Genomic DNA, 21,095 nt, shown 5'->3' with positions numbered 1-21,095 from the left:
GCAACGGCGCGCTTCGTGATTGCAGGATGAAAGGAGGATCTGGCGCCGGATCCGCATCACATGCGGATCCGGATGCCGGCGGTGGCACTGAGGTCGCGATAGCCCTGGCCGAACTTGACGCCGCCACCGGCCTGGAATTCCAGGCGTTGACTGCGCAGCGCGGCGCGAAGGTCCAGCTGGCCGGTGTTCTTGCGGGCAGCCGCGCCGCTGGTTTCGAACCATTCGTCGGCGGCATTGGCGAAGCTCGCCCGTACCGTCCGTGCCGGATCGAAATCATGCACCCAGGCGCCGCGCAGCGTCGTCACCAGGGTGACCTGGTTGGACAGCTGCGCCTGGCCCGAGACGTTCGTGCCGAGGAAGGTACGCGTGCGGTTCAGCTGCTTCTCGGCGAAGGCCAGGCCGAAGGCTCCCGCACCGCCGCCGGCGACACCGGACGTCTCGCTGTACGCCGGCAGCTTCAGGCGGGTGTACTCCACCGCGCCATAGGGCTGGAACTGCACCGGCCCCGCCCCGAAGTGACGACCCAGCTGCACCCGGCTGGACCAGGCATGCATCTCGTAATCGCCATAGGCGTTGAGGCTGCCCTTGCCCGGTGCCGACAGGAACCGGGTGTGGCGCGTATCGACACCGCTGTAGAGCAGCGAGCCGCTGAGCGTCCACGCGCCCGGTGCATAGCCGGCATAGACGCCGCCGCTGACCACCGCCGCCCGGCCCGAGGTGTTGAGCGCGGAGACGGCGAACGTCTCGCGGTCATAGCCCAAGGTGGCACCCACCAGCGTATCCGCCGAGGGGCGGTAGTCCCAGCCGCCCTGCACCGCCAGCCCATGGCCGCGCATGTCGTGCGCGCCCTGGGTGCCGTTCTGGTGCTGGTTGCCGCCCTTCATCGCGATCCACAGCACCCCAAGCCGCTCCGAGCGATACGGCGCCGCGAACGGCCCGACGCGCATGCTGATCTGGCCATCGGCCAGTTCGTGCGCGCCGGCGATCCCCGCCAGCGCGGCGGTCTGCGCCGCCGTCGTACCCTCGCCGGTCAGGCTGTCGTAGATCGGTGCCAGCGACGCGACGGTCGGCAGCGCGAACAGCGCCTCCGCCGTCGGTGCGAAGGCCGCGGTCGGCGTCGCCTGGATGCGGTTGAGCACGCCGCCGATCTGCGCCTGCCGGGCGGAGAGCCCTGCCGGAGCGAAATCGATGGTGGTGCGCAGCGCCTGGCGGTTGGCCGTCGGATAGGCGAGCTCGAACTTGGCGATCGCCGAGTTCGGCGCCACCAGCTTCACGCTTTGCCCCCCGATCACGCTGCCCGCTGCATCGATCAGCGCCATGTCGTGGCTGCCGGTCGCCGCAAAGCCGAAGTTCTGCAGGTTCAGCATCACCGTGCCGTTGAGCACCGCCGCGCCCGTGACCGAGAGATGGTCGGCGGTGTTCGTCTTGAAGTCGACATCGGCATTGAAGATGCTGGTCGACGCCAGCGTCAGGCCGCCGCTGATCGCCAGATCGGCAACACCGCCCATCGTGCCGGGGTTGATCACGCCGGAGTTGAGGAAGCTGCCCGCTCCCACGTTCACCGTCGGGCCCGCCAGGAACACGCCCCCTTCGACGTTGGTGAAGCTGTTGTTGCCTGCACCAAGATCGACCGAGCCCTGGATCACGCCGGCATTGACGATGCGGTTGTTGCCGCCCTCGGCGAAGATCACCATGCCGCTCTTGCCGTCCGCCGTGGAAAGCGTGCCGGCCGTGCGGATGCTGTTGTCCCCGCCGCCGAGCAGCGACAGCGCATGGCCGCCGGTGCCGCCGACCAGCTTCACCGCGCCGATGTCGAGCACGACCGGCGCCGCACCGGTGCCGCCCGAGCTTTCCACCTTCAGCGCCGTGCCGCCGGCCCCGGTCGCGCCGATATCGGCGTTGACCGTCAACTTCACCGGTGCGCCTGCACCATTGCCCTGGAGCGTGCCGAGGCTGTCGCCGCCATTGGCACCGCCGCCGCCGATCGACTGGATCACCACGCCATTGGCGTTGGCGCCGGTGGCGAGCACCGCTGCGCCGATGGTGATATCCATGGCGCCACCGTCACCGGTGCCACCGATCGCCTGTGCGGTTGCCAGCGCCCGGATCCCGTCCTGCGCCGCCTGACCATTCGCCACCGGCCGCGCAAACGGCTGGGTGGTGATCGCCTGGGGCACGCCGGCGGCATCCACCGCCACCGCAGCCCCACCGCCGCCGCCGATCGACTGGACGATCAGCGCCGTGGCACCTGCACCGGTGGTGCGGATCGTGCCGTTGGTGACGAGCTTGATCGCGCCGCCATTGCCGCTCGCGCCGTTCGCCGCGCCGGTGACGAGCGGTGCCGCCACCGCCGCGCCGACGCTGCTGACGAAGCCGCCGCCGCCGCCGATCGACTGGACGACGAGGCCCGCCGCACCGACGCCGCTGGTCTGGATGTTCGCGTCGAGGGTGAAGTCGATCGCGCCGCCCGAACCATTGCCGCCGCCGAGCCGCAGCCCGGTGAGCGCACCGGTGCCGCCGGCATTGTCGATGCCGGCATAGCCGCCGCCACCGCCGATCGACTGGAGCACCACGCCGTTGGCGCCCGCCCCCGTCGTGACGACATTGGCCTTCTGCGTCAGCGTGATGTTGCCGCCGTCACCATTGCTGCCGCCTGCCGCGAGCGTGATGCCGCCCGCGCCGATCGCCGCCCCGGTCTCCGAGGTGAAGCCGGTGACGCCGCCGCCGCCGCCGATCGACTGGACGACCAGGCCCGAGGCGAGCTTGCCTTCGGTCTGGATCGCGCCGGTCGCGGTGGTGAAGGTCACGTCGCCGCCATTGGCCGCCGCACGCTGCGAACCGCCGACCTGGAGCGACAGCGCATTGAGTGCGCCATCGGCCTTGCCGACGGCAAGCATGCCGTCGCCGCCGCCGCCGCCGATCGACTGGGCGAGCAGGCCGATGGCACCGTCGCCCTTGGTCGCGATCGCCGCGGTGTTGGCGATGGTCACGGCCTGGCCGTTGCCCGCCGCCGCGCCGCTGGCGCCGATGCGGGTGGCCCAGGTCGCATCGCCGGCACCCAGATGGACGTCGCCGGTCACGCCCTCCATGCCGCCGCCGCCGCCGATCGACTGGGCCGAGAAGCCCACCGCGCCGGCACCCAGCGTGAGGATGGCGTTGGCGTTCGTGACCTGCACGACATTGCCGTCGCCGGTAACAGCACCGTCGCTGCCGAGCGCGAGCGTGAGGCCGCCCGCGCCGACTTCCAGCGGATCCGGCACGGAGATGGCCGCGTTGCCGCCGCCGCCACCGATCGCCTGCGCCAGCACGCCATAGGACAGCGCACCCGCGCTCTGGATCGCGCCGCCGGAGAGGTTGACGACGACCTTGCCCTGCTTGCCGGCAATGCCGTCGGCCTGGGCGCCGAGGCGCAGGTCGACATTGTCGAACCGCCCGGCCTGGGCCGAGATGGCGAAGGCCGACTGGCCGCCGCCGCCCGCGATCGACTGGGCGAGCACGCCCACCGAGTCGTCCTTGAGCGTGACGATATTGCCGGTCGAGGTGACCGTGACGTCGCCGCCGTCGCCGCCCTTGCCGCCGGTGCTGCCGACCTTGTTGCCGAGCGTGCCGCCGGAGACGCCGAGCGCGCCCGCGAAGCCGCCAGCACCGCCGCCGCCGCCGATCGACTGGGCAAGCACGCCCACCGACGCGGCACCCTCGACGACGATGTCGCCGCTGTTGGTGACGGTGATGACGCCGCCATTGCCGCCGTCGCCGCCGCTGCCGCCGACTGCCGAGGTGAGGCCCCCGGGGCCGGTGCCGAGCGCACCCGCCACCGCCATGCCGGCCACGCCGCCGCCGCCGCCCACCGACTGCGCGAACACGCCGTAGGACAGGTCGCCCTTGGCGTTGATCACGCCGCTGTTCGCAATCGTGATCGTGCCGCCGTCGCCGCCCGCCCCGCCGCTGCCGCCCAGGCTGCTCGCCGTGGTCGAACCGCCGCTGCCCGAACCGGCGACCGACAGGCCGCCCAGGCCGCCGCCACCGCCGATCGACTGGGCGAACACGCCCATCGAATTGGCGCCGAGCACCTGCACCACACCGCTATTGTCGAGCCGGATCGCGCCGCCATTGCCGCCGCCGGCACCCGCGCCACCCACGCTCTGGGCAATCGAGCCGCCGCTGCCGACGGTAAGGCCACCGGCAAAGCCACCGGCACCACCGCCGCCGCCCACCGACTGGGCGAACACCGCGACCGAACCCAGGCCCTTGGCGAGCACGTTGCCGGCATTGGCGAGCGTGATCAGCCCGCCATTGCCGCCACCGGCACCCGCACCGGCGCCGAGGCGCTGGTCGACCGCACCGCCGGCCGAGAGCGCGCCGCCGATGGCGAAGCCGCCCTTGCCGCCGCCGCCGCCGACCGACTGGGCGAACACCCCGTAGGCCAGCTGCCCATCGACGATGACCGTCGCGCCCTTGGCATTGGTGAGGCTGATCGCCCCGCCATCGCCGCCCGCGCCGCCGGCCCCGCCCAGCGTGTTGGACACGCTGGAGACGCCACCGCTGGCCGAGAGCGCGAAGCCGCCGGCACCGCCGCCGCCGCCGATCGACTGGGCGAACACGCCCGCACCGTTATCGCCCGCCGCATGGATCTGGCCGGTGTTGGTCAGGGTCAGCGCACCGCCGAAGCTGGCGCTGCCGCCGGCCGCGCCGATCGTCGAGGCGAAGCTGCTGCCGCCCGAACCGGTCAGGTTGCCGGCAAAGCCGCCGGCACCGCCGCCGCCGCCCACCGACTGGGCGAACACGGCGATCGCGCCCGCGCCGAGCGTTTCGATCGCGCCGTCGTTGGTCAGGCGGATCGTGCCGCCCTGGCCACCGCCGCCGCCGGCTCCCGCGCCGACGATCGAGGTCGCATCGCCGTCCACCGCCACGGCACCGCCGGCCGCGAAGCCGCCCTTGCCGCCGCCGCCGCCGACCGACTGGGCGAACACCGCATAGGCGAGCGCACCCTGGGTCTGGATCGCGCCGGCCGCGCTGTTGGTGATGGTGATGTCGCCGCCGAGCCCGCCGTCCCCGCCGGTGCCACCCAGCACCTGCGACGCCGCACCCAGCCGCGAGCCCGTGCCGCCGACCGCGAAACCACCAGTACCGCCGCCGCCACCGATCGACTGGGCGAACAGCGCGGTCGCGTTGGCGCCGGTCGTGGCAATCAGGCCGCCATTGTCGAGCGAGATCGCGCCGCCGGCACCACCCGCACCACCGGCACCGCCGATGCTGTCCGAGGTCGCGCCGCCCTGGGCGGTGATGCCGCCGCCGGCTGCGAAGCCGCCGGCACCGCCGCCGCCGCCCACCGACTGGGCGAACACCGCCAGCGATCCGTCACCGGTCGTGCCGATCGTGCCGAGGTTGGACAGCGTCACCGCACCGCCGATGCCGCCGCCGGCACCCGTGCCGGCGCCGACCGAGGATTTGGTATCACCGCTCACCGTCAGCGCGCCGCCGGCCGCAAAGCCGCCCTGGCCGCCGCCCGCGCCTACCGACTGAGCGAACACGGCATAGGCGAGCGCACCCTTGGTCAGCACCTTGCCGCCGGCCGCGTTGGCGAGCGTTACCGCGCCGCCATCGCCGCCCGCGCCACCTTCACCGCCGACCACGCTGGAGGCCGCGCCGGTCTGGCCACCGGCCGCACCGACCGAGAAGCCACCTTTGCCGCCGCCGCCGCCGACCGACTGCGCGAAGATCGCGGTCGCGTTGGCGCCCTCGGTCTGCACCTGGCCGCCATTGGTGATGTCGACCAGGCCGCCCGCACCGCCAGCGCCGCCAGCACCGCCGATCGTCTCGGAGGCCGCACCGCCCTTGGCAGTGAGACCACCACCGGCCGCGAAGCCACCGGCACCGCCACCGCCGCCGATCGACTGGGCGAACACGCCCACCGATCCGTCGCCGAGCGTGCCGATCGCACCTAGGCTAGACAGCGTGACCGCGCCGCCGATGCCGCCGCCGGCACCGCTACCGGCACCGATCGTCGACGTCACGTCGCCGCTTGCCGCCAGCGCACCGCCAGCCGTGAAGCCACCGGCACCGCCGCCGCCGCCCACCGACTGGGCGAATACCGCGAACGCCATGCTGCCCTTGGTCAGCACCGAACCGCCGGCCGCATTGGCGAGCGTCACCGCCCCGCCATCGCCGCCGTTGCCGCCCGAGCCGCCGACCACGTTCGACACGGCACCAGCTTCACCGCCGGCCGCGCCGACCGAGAAGCCGCCCTTGCCGCCGCCGCCGCCTACCGACTGCGCGAAGATCGCGGTCGCGTTGGCGCCTTCGGTCTGGATCATGCCGCCATTGGTGATACCGACCAGGCCACCGGCGCCGCCGGCACCGCCTGCCCCGCCGATCGTCTGCGACGCCGCCGCGCCCTTGGCGGTCAGCCCGCCGCCCGCCGCGAAGCCGCCGGCACCGCCGCCGCCGCCCACCGACTGGGCGAACACCGCCACCGATCCGTCGCCCACAGTGGCGATCGTGCCGAGGCTCGACAGCGTCACCGCACCGCCGATACCGCCGCCGGCACCCTTGCCCGCGCCGATGGTCGAGGTCGCGTCGCCGCTTACCGTCAGCGCGCCGCCGGCCGTGAAGCCGCCCGCACCGCCGCCGCCGCCGACCGACTGCGCGAACACCGCAAAGGACATGGCGCCCTTGGTCAATACCTGGCCGCCGGCCGCGTTGGCGAGCGTCACCGCGCCGCCATCGCCGCCCGCGCCGCCTTCACCGCCGACCACGCTGGACGCCGCGCCGGTCTGGCCACCGGCCGCACCGACCGAGAAGCCACCCTTGCCGCCGCCGCCGCCGACCGACTGCGCGAAGATCGCCGTCGCATTGGCACCTGCGGTCTGGACCACGCCACCATTGGTGATGCCGACCAGGCCGCCCGCACCGCCGGCGCCGCCGGCGCCGCCGATCGTCTCGGAGGCCGCACCACCCTTGACGGTAAGGCCGCCACCCGCTGCGAAGCCGCCGGCACCGCCGCCGCCGCCGATCGACTGGGCGAATACGCCCACCGATCCGTCGCCGAGCGTGCCGATCGCGCCCAGGCTCGACAGCGTCACCGCGCCACCGATGCCGCCGCCGGCACCGCTGCCCGCGCCGATCTTCGACGTCACGTCGCCGCTCGCTGCCAGCGCGCCGCCGGCCGTGAAGCCACCGGCGCCACCGCCGCCGCCCACCGACTGCGCGAACACCGCGAACGCCATCGTGCCCTTGGTCAGCACCGCGCCGCCGGCCGCATTGGCGAGCGTCACCGCGCCGCCATCGCCGCCGTTGCCGCCCGAGCCGCCGACCACGTTCGACACGGCACCGGCCTCGCCGCCGGCCGCGCCGACCGAGAAGCCGCCCTTGCCGCCGCCGCCGCCGACCGACTGCGCGAAGATCGCGGTCGCATTGGCGCCCTCGGTCTGCACCTGGCCGCCATTGGTGATGTCGACCAGGCCGCCGGCGCCACCGGCACCACCGGCCCCGCCAATCGTCTGCGACGCCGCCGCGCCCTTGAGGGTCAGGCCACCGCCGGCCGCGAAGCCACCGGCACCGCCGCCGCCACCCACCGACTGGGCGAACACTGCCACCGCGCCGTCACCGGCGGTGCCGATCGAACCGTCGCTGCGGACCGACACCAGGCCGCCCTTGCCGCCGCCGGCGCCCGTACCGGCACCGATCGTCGACGTGGCGTCGCCTTCCAGCGCCAGCGCGCCGCCGGCGGTAAAGCCGCCCGCACCGCCGCCGCCACCCACCGACTGGGCGAACACCGCATAGGACAGCGCCCCCAGCGTCGCGACCGAGCCGCTGGTGCCATTGGCGATGGTCACATCGCCGCCATCACCGCCGGCACCGCCCGAGCCGCCGACCTGCGAAGAGGCGCTTTTCGCCTGGGACGCGCTCGCGCCCACGGCAAAGCCGCCCTTGCCGCCGCCGCCGCCGACCGACTGGGCGAAGATCGCGCCGGTATTCGCGCCCTCGGTCTGGACATGGCCGTTGGTGGTGATGCTGACCTTGCCACCGGCGCCGCCAGCGCCACCCGAACCGCCGACCGCGTCGGAGGCCGAGCCGCCCTGCGCGGCCAGGCCTGCGCCCGCCGCGAAGCCGCCGGCACCGCCGCCGCCGCCCACCGACTGGGCGAACACCGCCATCGCACCGATGCCGCTCGTGGCGATCGTGCCCTGGTTGTCGAGCGACACGAGGCCGCCTGCACCGCCGCCGGCGCCGACTCCGCCGCCGACGCTCGATTCCGCATCGCCGGTCAGGCCGATGGCGCCGCCGGCCGCGAAGCCGCCCTTTCCGCCGCCGCCGCCCACCGACTGCGCATAGACACCATAGGCCAGCGCGCCTGCGGTGGTGATCGTGCCGGTGCCGTTGGCCACCGTCACATCGCCGCCCGCGCCGCCGCCGCCGCCGGTGCCGCCGACCGCGCTCGAGGCGCTGTCGGTCTTGGCACCCGCCGCGCCAACCGAGAAGCCGCCGGCACCGCCGCCGCCGCCGATCGACTGGGCGAAGATCGCCGTCGCGTTGGCGCCCTGGGTACCGATCGAGCCGGTCGAGCTGACCGACACCACGCCGCCGGCGCCCGCGCCGGCGCCCGCGCCGCCGACCGAGTCGGAGGCCACGCCGCCCTGCGCGCTGATGCCGCCGCCGACCGCGAAGCCGCCATGGCCGCCGCCGCCGCCCACCGACTGGGCGAATACCGCCATCGCGTTGTCGCCGGCTGTCAGCAAGGAACCGCCATTGGTGATGGCGATCGCGCCGCCCGCACCGCCGCCGCCACCGGCACCCGCGCCGACGCCCGACTTGACGTCGCCGTCGAGGCCTAGGGCACCGCCGGCCGCGAAGCCACCGGCACCGCCACCGCCGCCGATCGACTGGGCATAGAGCGCATTGGAGAAGGCGCCCGCGGTCTGGATCGTGCCGCCTGCGGCATTGTCGATCGTCACGTCGCCGCCGGCACCGGCCGCGCCGCCATCGCCGCCGACCAGGTTCGAGGCCGCATCGGCCTTGCCGCCGGCCGCACCGGCCGAGAAGCCGCCGACGCCACCGCCGCCGCCCACCGACTGGGCGAACACTGCCGTCGCATTGGCGCCCATCGTCTGAACGAGGCCCGCATTGCTGATCGCGACGAGGCCGCCGGTGCCGCCACCGGCACCGCTGCCGCCGATCGCGTTGCTCGCCGCACCGCCCTTGGCGGTGAGACCGCCCGAGACCGCGAAGCCGCCGCTGCCGCCGCCGCCGCCGACCGACTGCGCCAGGATCGCCAGCGCATTGTCGCCTTCGGTGCCCACGGCACCGGCATTGGTGATCGTCACCGCGCCAGACGAACCGCCCGCGCCGCCCGAGCCCGCACCGACCTTGGAACTTGCCTTGCCGTCGAGCGCCAGCCCTGCGCCGACCGAGAAGCCGCCGGCACCGCCGCCGCCGCCGATCGACTGCGCCTGGATGGCGATCGCCATCGCGCCGTGCGTCACGATCGTCGAGGCCGCGGTGTTGGTGAGCGTCACGTCGCCCGCCGAACCCGCCGCGCCGCCGTCACCGCCGACATTGTCGCTCGCCGCGCCGCCCTTGGACAGCGCGCCGCCGACCGCGAAGGCACCCTTGCCGCCGCCGCCGCCGATCGACTGGAGCAGCACCGCCGTTGCGTTCGCGCCTTCGGTGAGAATCGTGCCGTCATTGACCAGCGAGACCTTGCCCGCCGAGCCGCCGCTGCCCGCACCGCCGCCGATCGCGTTGGAGAGCGTCGAGGCCGTGCCGCCTCCGATGCCGCCGCCGGCCGCGAAGCCGCCAGCGCCGCCGCCGCCGCCGATCGACTGGGCGAACACCGCCGTCGCGCCGATGCCGCTCGTCTGGATGCCGCTATAGTTGTTGACGCTGACGTCGTTGCCGTTGCCCGCCGCACCGCCGGCACCGCCGCCGATGGCGGACTTCGCGCCGTCGTTCAGCGACAGGGCGCCGCCCGCCGCGAAGCCACCGGCACCACCGCCGCCGCCGATCGACTGGGCGAACACCGCATAGCCGAAGCGCCCGGTGGTCACGACCGTGCCGGTCGCACCGTTCGCCACTTCCACCGTACCGGCATTGCCGCCCGCGCCGCCCGAGCCACCGACCGTGTCGCTGGCCGCCGCCGCCTTCGACGCACCCGCGCCGAGCGAGAAGCCGCCCGCGCCGCCGCCGCCGCCGATCGACTGGGCGATGATCGCCACCGAGCGATCGCCATTCACCAGCACGTCGCCATTGTTGACGACCTTGACCGCCGACGCGTCGCCGCCGACGCCGCCGGCGCCGCCCAGGCTGTTGTTTACCGCCTTGCTGGTCGAGGAGATGGTGAAGGAGCCGGCAAAGCCGCCCTGGCCGCCGCCGCCGCCGATCGACTGCGCGACGATGCCGTTCGAGGCCGCCGCGAAGGTGTAGACCGGTCCGGCGTTCATCACCGTGACCTTGCCGGCGTTCTGGCCGGTGCCGCCCGCGCCGCCCGTGGCGCTGGACGCGGCGTTCTCGCCGAGCGCCAGCGTGCCGGACGCCGCGAAGCCGCCGGCACCGCCGCCGCCGCCCACCGACTGGGCGAGGATGCCCGCGGAAAGGGCGCCGTGCGTCTGCACCAGCGCGCTGTTCTGCACCGAGACATCGGCGCCCACGCCGCCGTTGCCACCGGCACCGCCGGTCACGTCGGACGCGCCCGCGCCGTTCGACGCGAAGGACGCGCCGATCGCGAAGCCGCCGACACCGCCGCCGCCGCCGATCGACTGGGCGACCACCGCCGCCGAATTGTTGCCGAGCGTGCCGATCGCGCCGCTGAGCACCAGCGACACGGCGCCCGCATCGGATCCGATGCCGCCATTGCCGCCGACCGAACTGTTCGCCGAGCCGCCGCCCGCCGCTGCCGACAGGCTGCCCGAGAAGCCGCCCGCACCTCCGCCGCCGCCGATCGACTGCGCCAGTACCGCATTGGAAGCGTCGCCGCGCGTCAGGATCTCGCCGCGCGCGGTGACCGAGACCGCGCCGGCCGCATTGCCCGCGCCGCCGCTGCCGCCGACGCTGTCCGAAGCGCCCGAGCCCTTGGTTGCGATCGCACCGGTGACCGAGAAGCCGCCCGCGCCGCCACCGCCGCCGATCGACTGGGCGACGATGCCGCGGCTGTGATCGCCGAGCACTTCGATGTTGCCCAACTGGGTGACGGTAACCGCCTCGCCCTTGCCGGCGGAGCCGCCGGCGCCACCGGTCGAGCTGGATACCGCGTCGGCACCGGCCAGCGCCGCGCCGGCCGAGACGGAGAAGCCGCCCTGGCCGCCGCCGCCGCCGATCGACTGCGCGGTGACCGCCGCCGCATTTGCGCCATGCGTGCGAATGTCGCCGGTATTTTCGACCGCGACCGTATCGGCGTCGCCCGCCGAGCCGCCCGCGCCGCCGCCGACGCTGGAATTGGCCGCGCCCTTGACGCTGAGCGCACCGCCCACGCCGAAGCCGCCCGAACCGCCGCCGCCGCCGATCGACTGCGCCAGCAGCGCGCCCGACTGGTCGCCGAAGGTCTCGATGCCGCCGGTGTGGGTCACCGCCACCGCGCCGGCATTGCCGGCCGAGCCGCCGCCACCGCCGGTGCTTTCCGACGAGGTGCCGCCCTGCGACGACAGCGCCGCGCCGACCGCGAAGCCGCCGGCACCGCCGCCGCCGCCCACCGACTGAGCGATGATCGCGCTCGACGCCAGACCCTTGGTGATGATGTCACCGGTCACCGACACCGCGACGGAGTCGGCATTGCCCGAGGAACCGCCGACGCCGCCGCCGGTCGCCGAGCTGGCATCGCCGGAGACCGAGGCGCCTGCACCGACCGCGAAGCCGCCGGCGCCGCCGCCGCCGCCCACCGACTGGGCGAACACGCCGCGTGCATGGGCGCCGTCCGTCTGGATGTCGCCTTCGACGCTGACCTCGACCTTGCCGGCATTGCCCGACGAACCGCCGGCCCCGCCGGTCGAATCCGAAGACGCGCCGCCATCCGACGACAGCGCCGCCGAGACCGAGAAGCCGCCGACGCCGCCGCCGCCGCCCACCGACTGGGCGAGCACGCCATTGGCGCTGTCTCCCTTGGTGACGACCACGCCCTTCTGGGTAACGGTCACATCCGAAGCGCTGCCCGCCGCACCGCCGGCGCCGCCGCCGACGCTCGATTTGGCATCGGCCTTGAGCGACGCACCCGCGCCGACCGCGAAGCCGCCCACGCCGCCACCGCCGCCCACCGACTGGGCGAAGATGCCGTTGGCCTGCACGCCTTCGGTGCGGATGCCGCCCGTGTGTCCGATCGTGACGCTGGAGGCGCTGCCACCCGCGCCGCCGGCACCGCCGACGCTCGCGCTCGCCGCACCGCCGTCCGACGAGAGGCCCGCACCCACGGCGAAGCCGCCGACGCCACCGCCGCCACCCACTGACTGGGCAAAGATGCCGGCTGCGTTGAAGCCCTTGGTGGTGAACACACCGTTCGCGGTGACGCTCACCGCGCCGGAATCGCCGCCGGTGCCGCCACCACCGCCGCCGACCGTTGAGTCCGCGGCGCCGCTGATCGACGCGCCGAGGCCCACGGCAAAGCCGCCCGAACCACCGCCGCCGCCTATCGACTGGGCGAGGATCGCGTTGGCGAGCACGCCCACCGTCGCGATATCACCGGTCTGGACGACGGTCACGTCGCCCGAAGTGCCGCCCTGGCCGCCCTCACCGCCGACGCTGCTGCTGGAGGCGGCGCCCTTGGACGAGAAAGCTGCGCCGACCGAGAAGCCGCCCGAGCCGCCGCCGCCGCCCACCGACTGGGCGAAAATGCCGTTGGCGCTGACGCCATTGGTGAGGATCGCGCCGTTCTGCGTGACCGAAACGGCCGCCGCAGTGTTGCCGGCACCGCCGCCGCCGCCGCCGACCTTCGATTCGGCGTCGCTTTCGAGGCTGAAGCCCAGGCCGACCGCGAAGCCGCCCTTGCCGCCGCCGCCGCCCACCGACTGGGCGAAGATACCGTTGGCGCTGTCGCCCAGCGTCGAAATGCCGCCGCTGCGATCGATCGTGACGGTGCTGCCGCGCCCACCGGCGCCGCCGCTGCCGCCGGTCGTCTCGTTCGCCGCCGATCCCTTGGAAGAGAAGTCCGCGCCGACCGCGAAGCCGCCCGAACCACCGCCCCCGCCGACCGACTGGGCAAACACGCCGTTGGCCGAGCTGCCCTTGGTGACGATCACGCCGTTGCCGGCTACCTCGACCGCGCCGGCATTGCCGCCGCCGCCGCCCGCGCCGCCGCCGACCGAGGAGCTGGAATCGCCCTCGAGGCTGAAGCCCGCGCCGACCGAGAAGCCGCCATTGCCGCCGCCGCCGCCCACCGACTGGGCGAAGATGCCGTGCGACAGGCGCCCGCTGGTGCCGATATCGCCATTGACCGTTACGGAGACGTCGCCGGCATCGCCGCCGCCCGCACCCGCACCGCCGACGCTGCTCGACGCCGCGCCGCCCTTGGAACTGAAGCCCGCACCGACCGAGAAGCCGCCCGAACCGCCGCCGCCGCCGACCGACTGGGCGAACACGCCCGCCGCATCGTCGCCGCCGGTGACGATCGTGCCGGCCTGGGCAACCGTCACGCTCGCACCGTTGCCGGCCGTGCCGCCGCCGCCGCCGCCGACCGACGACTTGGTGTCACCTTCGAGCGACGCGCCGAAGCCGACCGCAAAGCCGCCCTTGCCGCCGCCGCCGCCGATCGACTGGGCGAGGATGCCCGCCGCATTCGCGCCGCTGGTGCCGATAGCGCCGCTGCGATCGACCAGCACGGTGCCCGCATTGCCAGCGCCGCCACCATTGCCGCCGACGCTGTCGCTCGCGGATTCATTCTTGGTCGAGAAGGCCGCGCCGACCGAGAAGCCGCCGCTGCCGCCACCGCCGCCCACCGACTGGGCGAACACGCCGTTCGCGTCCGCGCCCTCGGTGAGGATCAGCCCGGCGCCGCGCACCGCGACATTGCCGGCATCCGAACCGGTGCCGCCACCGCCGCCGCCGACCGAGGATTCCGCCTTGCCTTCCAGCGAGATGCCCGCGCCGGCGCTGAACCCGCCGGTGCCGCCGCCGCCGCCGATCGACTGCGCCAGCACGCCGTTCGCCGCCGCGCCGCGGGTGTGGATGTCGCTCGCCGCGTCGACGCGCACCGCGCCCGCGATCGAGCCGCCGCCGCCCGCACCGCCGACCGAGGAGGATGTAGTGTCGCCCTGGCTCGAGAAGCCGAGGCCCACGGCAAAGCCGCCATTGCCGCCGCCGCCGCCGATCGACTGGGCGAAGATGCCGTTCGCCGTCGCGCCGTCGGTGGAGATCGCGCCGCTGGTGGTGACATGCACATCGCCGGCCACGCCGCCGAGCGAGCCGGCGCCGCCGCCCACCTTGGATTCCGAATTGCCCTTGAGCGAGAAGCCCGCGCCGACCGCGAAGCCGCCCGAGCCGCCGCCGCCGCCGACCGACTGGGCAAACACGCCGTTGGCATTCTTGCCCTTGGTGGTGATGCCGTTGCGCGCGGTAACGGTGACGCTGCCCGCATTGCCGCCCGAACCGCCGGCACCGCCGACGCTGTCGCTCGCCGCATCGCCTTCGGAGCTGAACGACGCGCTCACGGTGAAGCCGCCCGAGCCGCCGCCGCCGCCCACCGACTGGGCGAGCACGCCATTGGCGGCATCGCCCAGCGTGGTGATCAGGCCGGTCGTATCAACCTGCACCGCATCGGCCTGACCCGCCGCACCACCGGCGCCGCCGCCCACCGACGAGCTCGCATTCTTCTTGATCGACACCGCCGCGCCGACGGCAAAGCCGCCATTGCCGCCGCCGCCGCCCACGGACTGGGCGAAGATGCCGTTGGCCGTCGCGCCCATCGTCGCGATCTGACCGGTGTTGGTGACGCTCACGGTCGAGGCATTGCCCGCCGCGCCGCCGCCGCCGCCGACCTGGTTGGAGGTCGCATCGTCATCGGCCGAGAAGGCGCCGCCCACCGCGAAGCCGCCCGAGCCGCCGCCGCCGCCCACCGACTGGGCGAAGATGCCGTTGGCACCTACGCCGCGCGTCACCACCGAATAGCCGACGATTGCCGGAGTCGCCCCGGTATCGGCCCGCACGGTCACGGCCGCGGCATCGTTGCCGCTGCCGCCATTGCCGCCGATGCCCTGGGTATCGGCGCTGCCCTTCATCGACACGCCGAGCGAAACCGAGAAGCCGCCCGAGCCGCCGCCGCCGCCCACCGACTGGGCGAAGATGCCGTTGGAGAGGTTGCCGCTGGTCTGCACCGTGCCGGTGCTGGCGAGGTCGACCGTGCCGGCCACGCCGCCGCTGCCGCCGGTGCCCCCGGCGTTGCGGCCGATCGACTGGCCCTTCATGGTCGCGCTGAGCGTCAGGCTGAAGCCGCCATTGCCGCCGCCGCCGCCGATCGACTGGGCCTGGATGCCGGCCGCATTGTCGCCGAGCGTGGAGACATTGCCGATCGAGGCGAGCTGGACGTTGCCGGCGGCGTTGCCGCTGCCGCCCGAGCCGCCGATGCCGACGCCCACCGCATTGCCTTGCGACGCCGAAAGCGCACCGGCAAAGCCGCCATTGCCGCCGCCGCCGCCCACCGACTGGGCGAACAGGCCGACCGCCGAGGCACCGCTGGTCGCGATGTCGCCGGTGCTGCCGAGATGGACATTGCCCGCGGTCGCGCCGAGGCCGCCCTGGCCGCCGACCGCGATCGCGGCCGACAGGCCGTTGCCGCTCGCGGTCAGCGAGCCGGAAATCGCGAAGCCGCCATTGCCGCCGCCGCCGCCCAGGGACTGGGCGAGGATGCCATAGGCCATGGCGCCCGCGGTCTGGATCGCGCCGGTCGAGTCGACCGAGACCGCGCTGCCCTTGCCGCCATTGCCGCCGGCACCGCCCAATGCGAGCGCCGGCGCCGCATATTGCGCGCCGGAGATCGCGACCGAGAAGCCGCCGTTACCGCCACCGCCGCCGAGCGACTGGGCGAGAATGCCGTTGGAGAGCGCGCCCAGCGTCTGGATCGCGCCGCTGTTGGTGAGGGTGACGCTGCCCGCGTCGCTGCCGCTGCCGGCGCCGCCGCCGAAGGAGAGCGAGGCCGCGCCATATTGCGCACCGGCCGCGCTCGCCGCGAAGCCGCCATTGCCGCCGCCGCCGCCGATCGACTGCGCGAACAGGCCGTTCGACTGCGCGCCCATCGTGCCAATCGGGCCGATCGAGGCGAGGCTGACATTGCCCGCCGCGCCGCCGCCGCCGCCCGCGCCGCCAAAGGCGAGGCCGACCGCGCCATATTGGCCGCCGGCCGCGCTTGCCGACCAGCCGCCGTTACCGCCGCCGCCGCCGATCGACTGGACCTGCGCACCGGCGCTGAAATCGCCCTGGGTGAGGATTCCGCCATTGTTGGTCAGGCTGGCATTGCCCGCCCGCGCGCCGTTGCCGGCCGACCCGCCGAAGCTGAGCGCCGCCGCGCCATATTGCGCGCCCGAGGCGCTGACCGAGAAGCCGCCATTGCCGCCGCCGCCGCCGACCGACTGGGCGAACAGACCCTGCGCGTTGCTGCCGCTGGTCTGCACCGTACCAGCCGAAGCGAGCGTGACGTTGCCCGCCGTACCGCCGCTGCCGCCCGCACCGCCGAAGCTGAGCGAGACCGCGCCGAACTGCGCGCCCGAGGCGCTGATCGCGAAGCCGCCATTGCCGCCGCCGCCGCCGATCGACTGGGCGCGCGCGCCCGTTGCGAAATCGCCTGCCGCAGTGAGGTTGCCGGCCGACTGGACGCCGACGTCGGAGGCGGTGCCGCCCGCGCCGCCCTTGCCGCCCATCGAAGCGCTGAGCGCGCCGAACTGGCCCCCGGCGACCGCGATGGCGAAGCCGCCATTGCCGCCGCCGCCGCCCAGCGACTGCGCGAAGATCGCATCGGCATTGGCACCGTTGGTCGTGATGTTGCCGGTCGATCCCAGCGCAACCGCGCCGGCCGCGCCGCCATTGCCGCCCGAACCGCCAAAGCTCAGCGCTGCGCCGCCGCCCTGGCCGCCCGCTGCAGTGATCGTGCCGCCGCCATTGCCGCCGCCGCCGCCCAGCGACTGGGCGAACAGGCCCTGCGAGCTGGCGCCGTTGGTCGTCACGTCGCCATGGCTGTTGAGCGTCACGCCGCTCGCCGAGCCGCCATTGCCGCCGCCGCCGCCGAACGCGAGCGAGACGCCGCCGGCCCAGCCGCCGCTGGCCGAAAGCGCCATGCCGCCATTGCCGCCGCCGCCGCCCACCGACTGGGCAAGGATGCCCGCCGCCGAAACGCCGTTGGTCGCGATGCTCCCGGTCGAATCGACCCGCACCGCATCGCCGCGGCCGCCATTGGCGCCGCTGCCGCCCATCGAGAGCGCCGCCGCGCCGATTCCCCCGCCGGCAAGGCTGGCCGCAAAGCCGCCATTGCCGCCGCCGCCGCCCACCGACTGGGCGAGGATCCCGTAGGACAGGCTGCCATTGGTGTGGATGCCGCCATTGTTGGTGACATTGACCGCCGCGCCGCTGCCGCCATTGGCACCGCTGCCGCCGAACGCCGCCGAAATGCCGCCGGCACCGCCGCCCGCGGCCGAAACCGCGAAGCCGCCATTGCCGCCGCCGCCGCCCACCGACTGGGCGAAGATGCCCTTGGCGTCGAGGCCGTCGGTCGACAGCGCGCCCTGCGAGGAGACCGTGACCACGCCGGCGCGACCGCCATTGCCGCCGCCGCCGCCGAAGGTGAAGGCTGCGCCCGCGACCCCGCCACCGGCCAGGCCGACCGCGAAGCCGCCATTGCCGCCGCCCCCGCCGATGCTCTCGGCGAAGATCGCGTCGGACTGGGTGCCCTTGGTGGCGATGGTGCCCACCGAGGCAACATTGACCGCCGCGCCGTCCGAACCGGCGCCGCCGGCGCCGCCGAAGGTGCTGGTCACCCCGCCCAGGCCGCCCAGGCCGGCGCTGGCGGCAAAGCCGCCGTTACCGCCGCCGCCGCCGATCGACTGGGCGAAGATGCCGCGCGACTGGTCGTCGCCGGTGGTGATGTCGGTCGAGCTGTTGACCGTCACCAGATTGCCCGCGCCGCCGACGCCGCCGGCGCCGCCATAGCTCATCGACATCGAGCCGCCGAGCGAGGCATTGGCCGCGACCGAGAAGCCGCCATTGCCGCCGCCGCCGCCGACCGAGCTGGCGAAGATGCCGTTGGAGAGCTTGCCCGCGGTCGCGATGGAGCCCTGCAGGCCGATCACCACCTTCTCGGCGCTGCCGCCCGCGCCACCGGAACCGCCGAACGACATCGCTGCCGATGCGCCGATGCCTACCGACGACGAGATCGCAAAGCCGCCATTGCCGCCACCGCCGCCGATCGACTGCGCGAACAGGCCGGTCGAGCGATCGCCATAGGTCTGGATATAGGCTGCACCCGCACTCGACGAGGCGACCGAGCAGCTGGAATCGGCGTTGACGCACACCGCGCCCGCAGCGCCGCCGCCGCCGCCCGAGCCACCAAAGGCGGCACTGACGAAGGCGCCGGCCGAAACCGCGCCGCCGCCATTGCCGCCGCCGCCGCCGATCGACTGCGCGAAAATGCCGATGGCATCGTCGCCGGAGGTCGAGACCAGACCGGTCTGGTTGACGGTAACCCGACCGCCGACACCACCGTCGCCGCCCGAGCCACCGATCGCGAGCACGCCGCCGCTGGTGCCGCCATTGCCGCCGCCGCCGCCCACCGACTGGGCGATGATGCCGAGCGCGTTCTTGCCGCTGGTGGTGATCGTGCCGCTGTTGGCAACGCTCACCGCGCCGCCTGCACCGCCGCCGCCGCCGCCGCCGCCGATCGAAATCAGGCCGGACGAGGTGCCGCCATTGCCGCCGCCGCCGCCGATCGACTGCGCGACGATACCCGTCGAATTGATGCCGCGCGTGAAGATCGCGCCGGAATTGTCGACCACCACCGTGCCGCCCGGGCTGGTGCCCGCGCCGCTGCCGCCGATGCCGACGATGCCGCCGCCGCTACCGCCATTGCCGCCGCCGCCGCCGACCGACTGGGCGAAGATGCCGCGCGCGTCGTTGCCGCGGGTGCGCAGTTCGCCTGCGTTGGAAACCGAGACGACGCCGCCGCGTCCGCCGCTGCCGCCGCTGCCGCCCAGTGCCGCGAGGCCGGCTGCGCCCGATCCGTTGCCGCCGCCGCCGCCGACCGACTGGGCGAAGACCGCGTCCGCCCAGTCGCTGTTGGTGGTGATCGATCCGGCTGCCGACTGCGTCACGCTGACGCTGCCGCCATCGCCGCCGCCCGCGCCGGAGCCGCCGAGCGAAACGAGGCCGCCGGTGCCCGAGGCAGATCCGCCGCCGCCGCCGACCGACTGGGCGAAGATGCCCTTGCCGTCGATGCCGTTGGTCACGATCGTCGCGCCGGTGTTCACCGTCACGCTGCCGCCGTCGCCGCCGCCGGCGCCGCCGCCGCCAAGGCTGGCAAGACCGGCCGTGACGCCGGCGCTACCGCCGCCGCCGCCGATCGACTGCGCCATGATCCCATAGGATCCCAGGCCGTCGGTCTGGATATAGGCTCCGTCCGCGGCGGTGATGCGCACCGCGCCGGCGTTGCTGCCCTGGCTGCCGGTGCTGCCGAGGGAGATGGCGCCGGCGGTGACACCGCCATTGCCGCCGCCGCCGCCTACCGACTGCGCGAACAGGCCATGCGCGAAATTGCCCTGGGTCCAGGTCGAGGAACTGCTGCCGGCGGTGATGATCGCCGTGCCGCCGGCGCCGCCCGCGCCGCCATTGCTGCCGCTGGCGAACAGGCCGCCGCCGCCGCCGCCATCGCCGCCGGAGCCGCCGATCGACTGGGCATAGACGCCGTGCGAGCCGACGCCGCCAGTCTGGACGGTGCCGTTCTGGTTGACCTGCGCGTCGCCGCCGATGCCGCCGAAGCTGCCGCCGCCCGCCGATGCGACGATGCCCAGGCTGCCACCGCCATTGCCGGCGGAGCCACCCAGGCTCTGTGCGTAGATGCCGACCGAGCCGTCGCCCGCGGTTGCGACCTGGCCGTTGTTGGTAGCCGTCGCGTTGCCGCCGCGGCCGGGCGAACCCCCGCCGCTGCCGCCGCTCGACAGGAACCCGCTGCCGCCATTGCCGCCCTTGCCGCTCGAGCTGGTGACGAGGATGCCGTAGCTCTTTTCGCCGTCGGTGGTGACCTTGGCGTTGCTGATGAAGTCGACATTGCCGCCGACGCCGGCAGTGCCGCCGCGGCCGCCGTGGGAGCCGAGATAGCCGTTACCACCCTTGCCGCCATCGCCGCCGATGCTCTGGACGATCACGCCGGCGGTGTTGGCGCTATGCGAGACGATGTCGCCATAGCCGGTGCTGAGCGTCTGGTTGACGGCGCCGCCATTGGCGCCGCCGCCGCCATTGCCGGCCTTGATGAACAGCGCGCCGATATGGCCGTTGCCGCCATTGCCGCCGCGGGAGACGTATCGATACAGGTGCTCGCCGGTGCCGCCGGCGGGGAAGCTCACCGGATCGGCGCTCGTCGCGTCCGTCGCCGGTGCGATGGACGTCACGATGTCGGTCTTGCTGATGCTGCCGTCCGCCGCATTGGTCAGGTCCACGGCCGTGGCATGGCCATTGCTGTCGAGCGTCACGGCGGTGACGGTATAATTGGTCGTGCCGCTGTCGTCGGTGACGCTGAAGGTCTGGCCAACCTGGTTCGCGACGACGATGACGTTGTTCTGATCCGTCGTCACCATCATCGGCGCCTGCACCTCCGTGACGACCTCGTAGAGGCCGGTCGCCGGATTGAGCACCTGGGAGCCGACAGGCGGCAGCACGATCGCCGGGGGCGGCGTCGGCGTCGGCGTGGGAGACGGCGTCGGGGTCGACTGCGCGGCAGCGGTCGGGATGGACGCATAACCACCCAGCATGAGCGCGGCGGCAACAGCGGCAACCGACGTGCCCGAACGCCAAGACTTGACGACCGCCGTACGCCCGAAGCGGACTTCGGACGCCCCACCAACTATTGCTACCACGTTATTCCCCCAAAACGGCCGCGCAGCCCATGAGGGCACAAGTCGTCCCCCTAAGGGGACGACCACGCA

At 74.0% G+C, this 21,095-nt stretch carries 1 protein-coding gene; it reads right to left on the bottom strand.

All coding sequences use genetic code 11. The annotated features are described in order from the left end of the window. Positions 1-56 precede the first annotated feature (56 nt). Positions 57-21,026 (bottom strand): autotransporter outer membrane beta-barrel domain-containing protein, encoded by a 20,970-nt coding sequence (locus tag SAZ01S_RS02015; RefSeq protein WP_218018007.1) that lies wholly within the window; start codon positions 21,024-21,026, stop codon positions 57-59. Positions 21,027-21,095: the final 69 nt, after the last annotated feature.

This window comes from Sphingomonas azotifigens NBRC 15497 (assembly GCF_002091475.1).
In the GTDB taxonomy this organism is placed as follows: Bacteria; Pseudomonadota; Alphaproteobacteria; order Sphingomonadales; family Sphingomonadaceae; genus Sphingomonas; species Sphingomonas azotifigens.
This window is presented reverse-complemented; position numbering and strand designations above follow the sequence as displayed.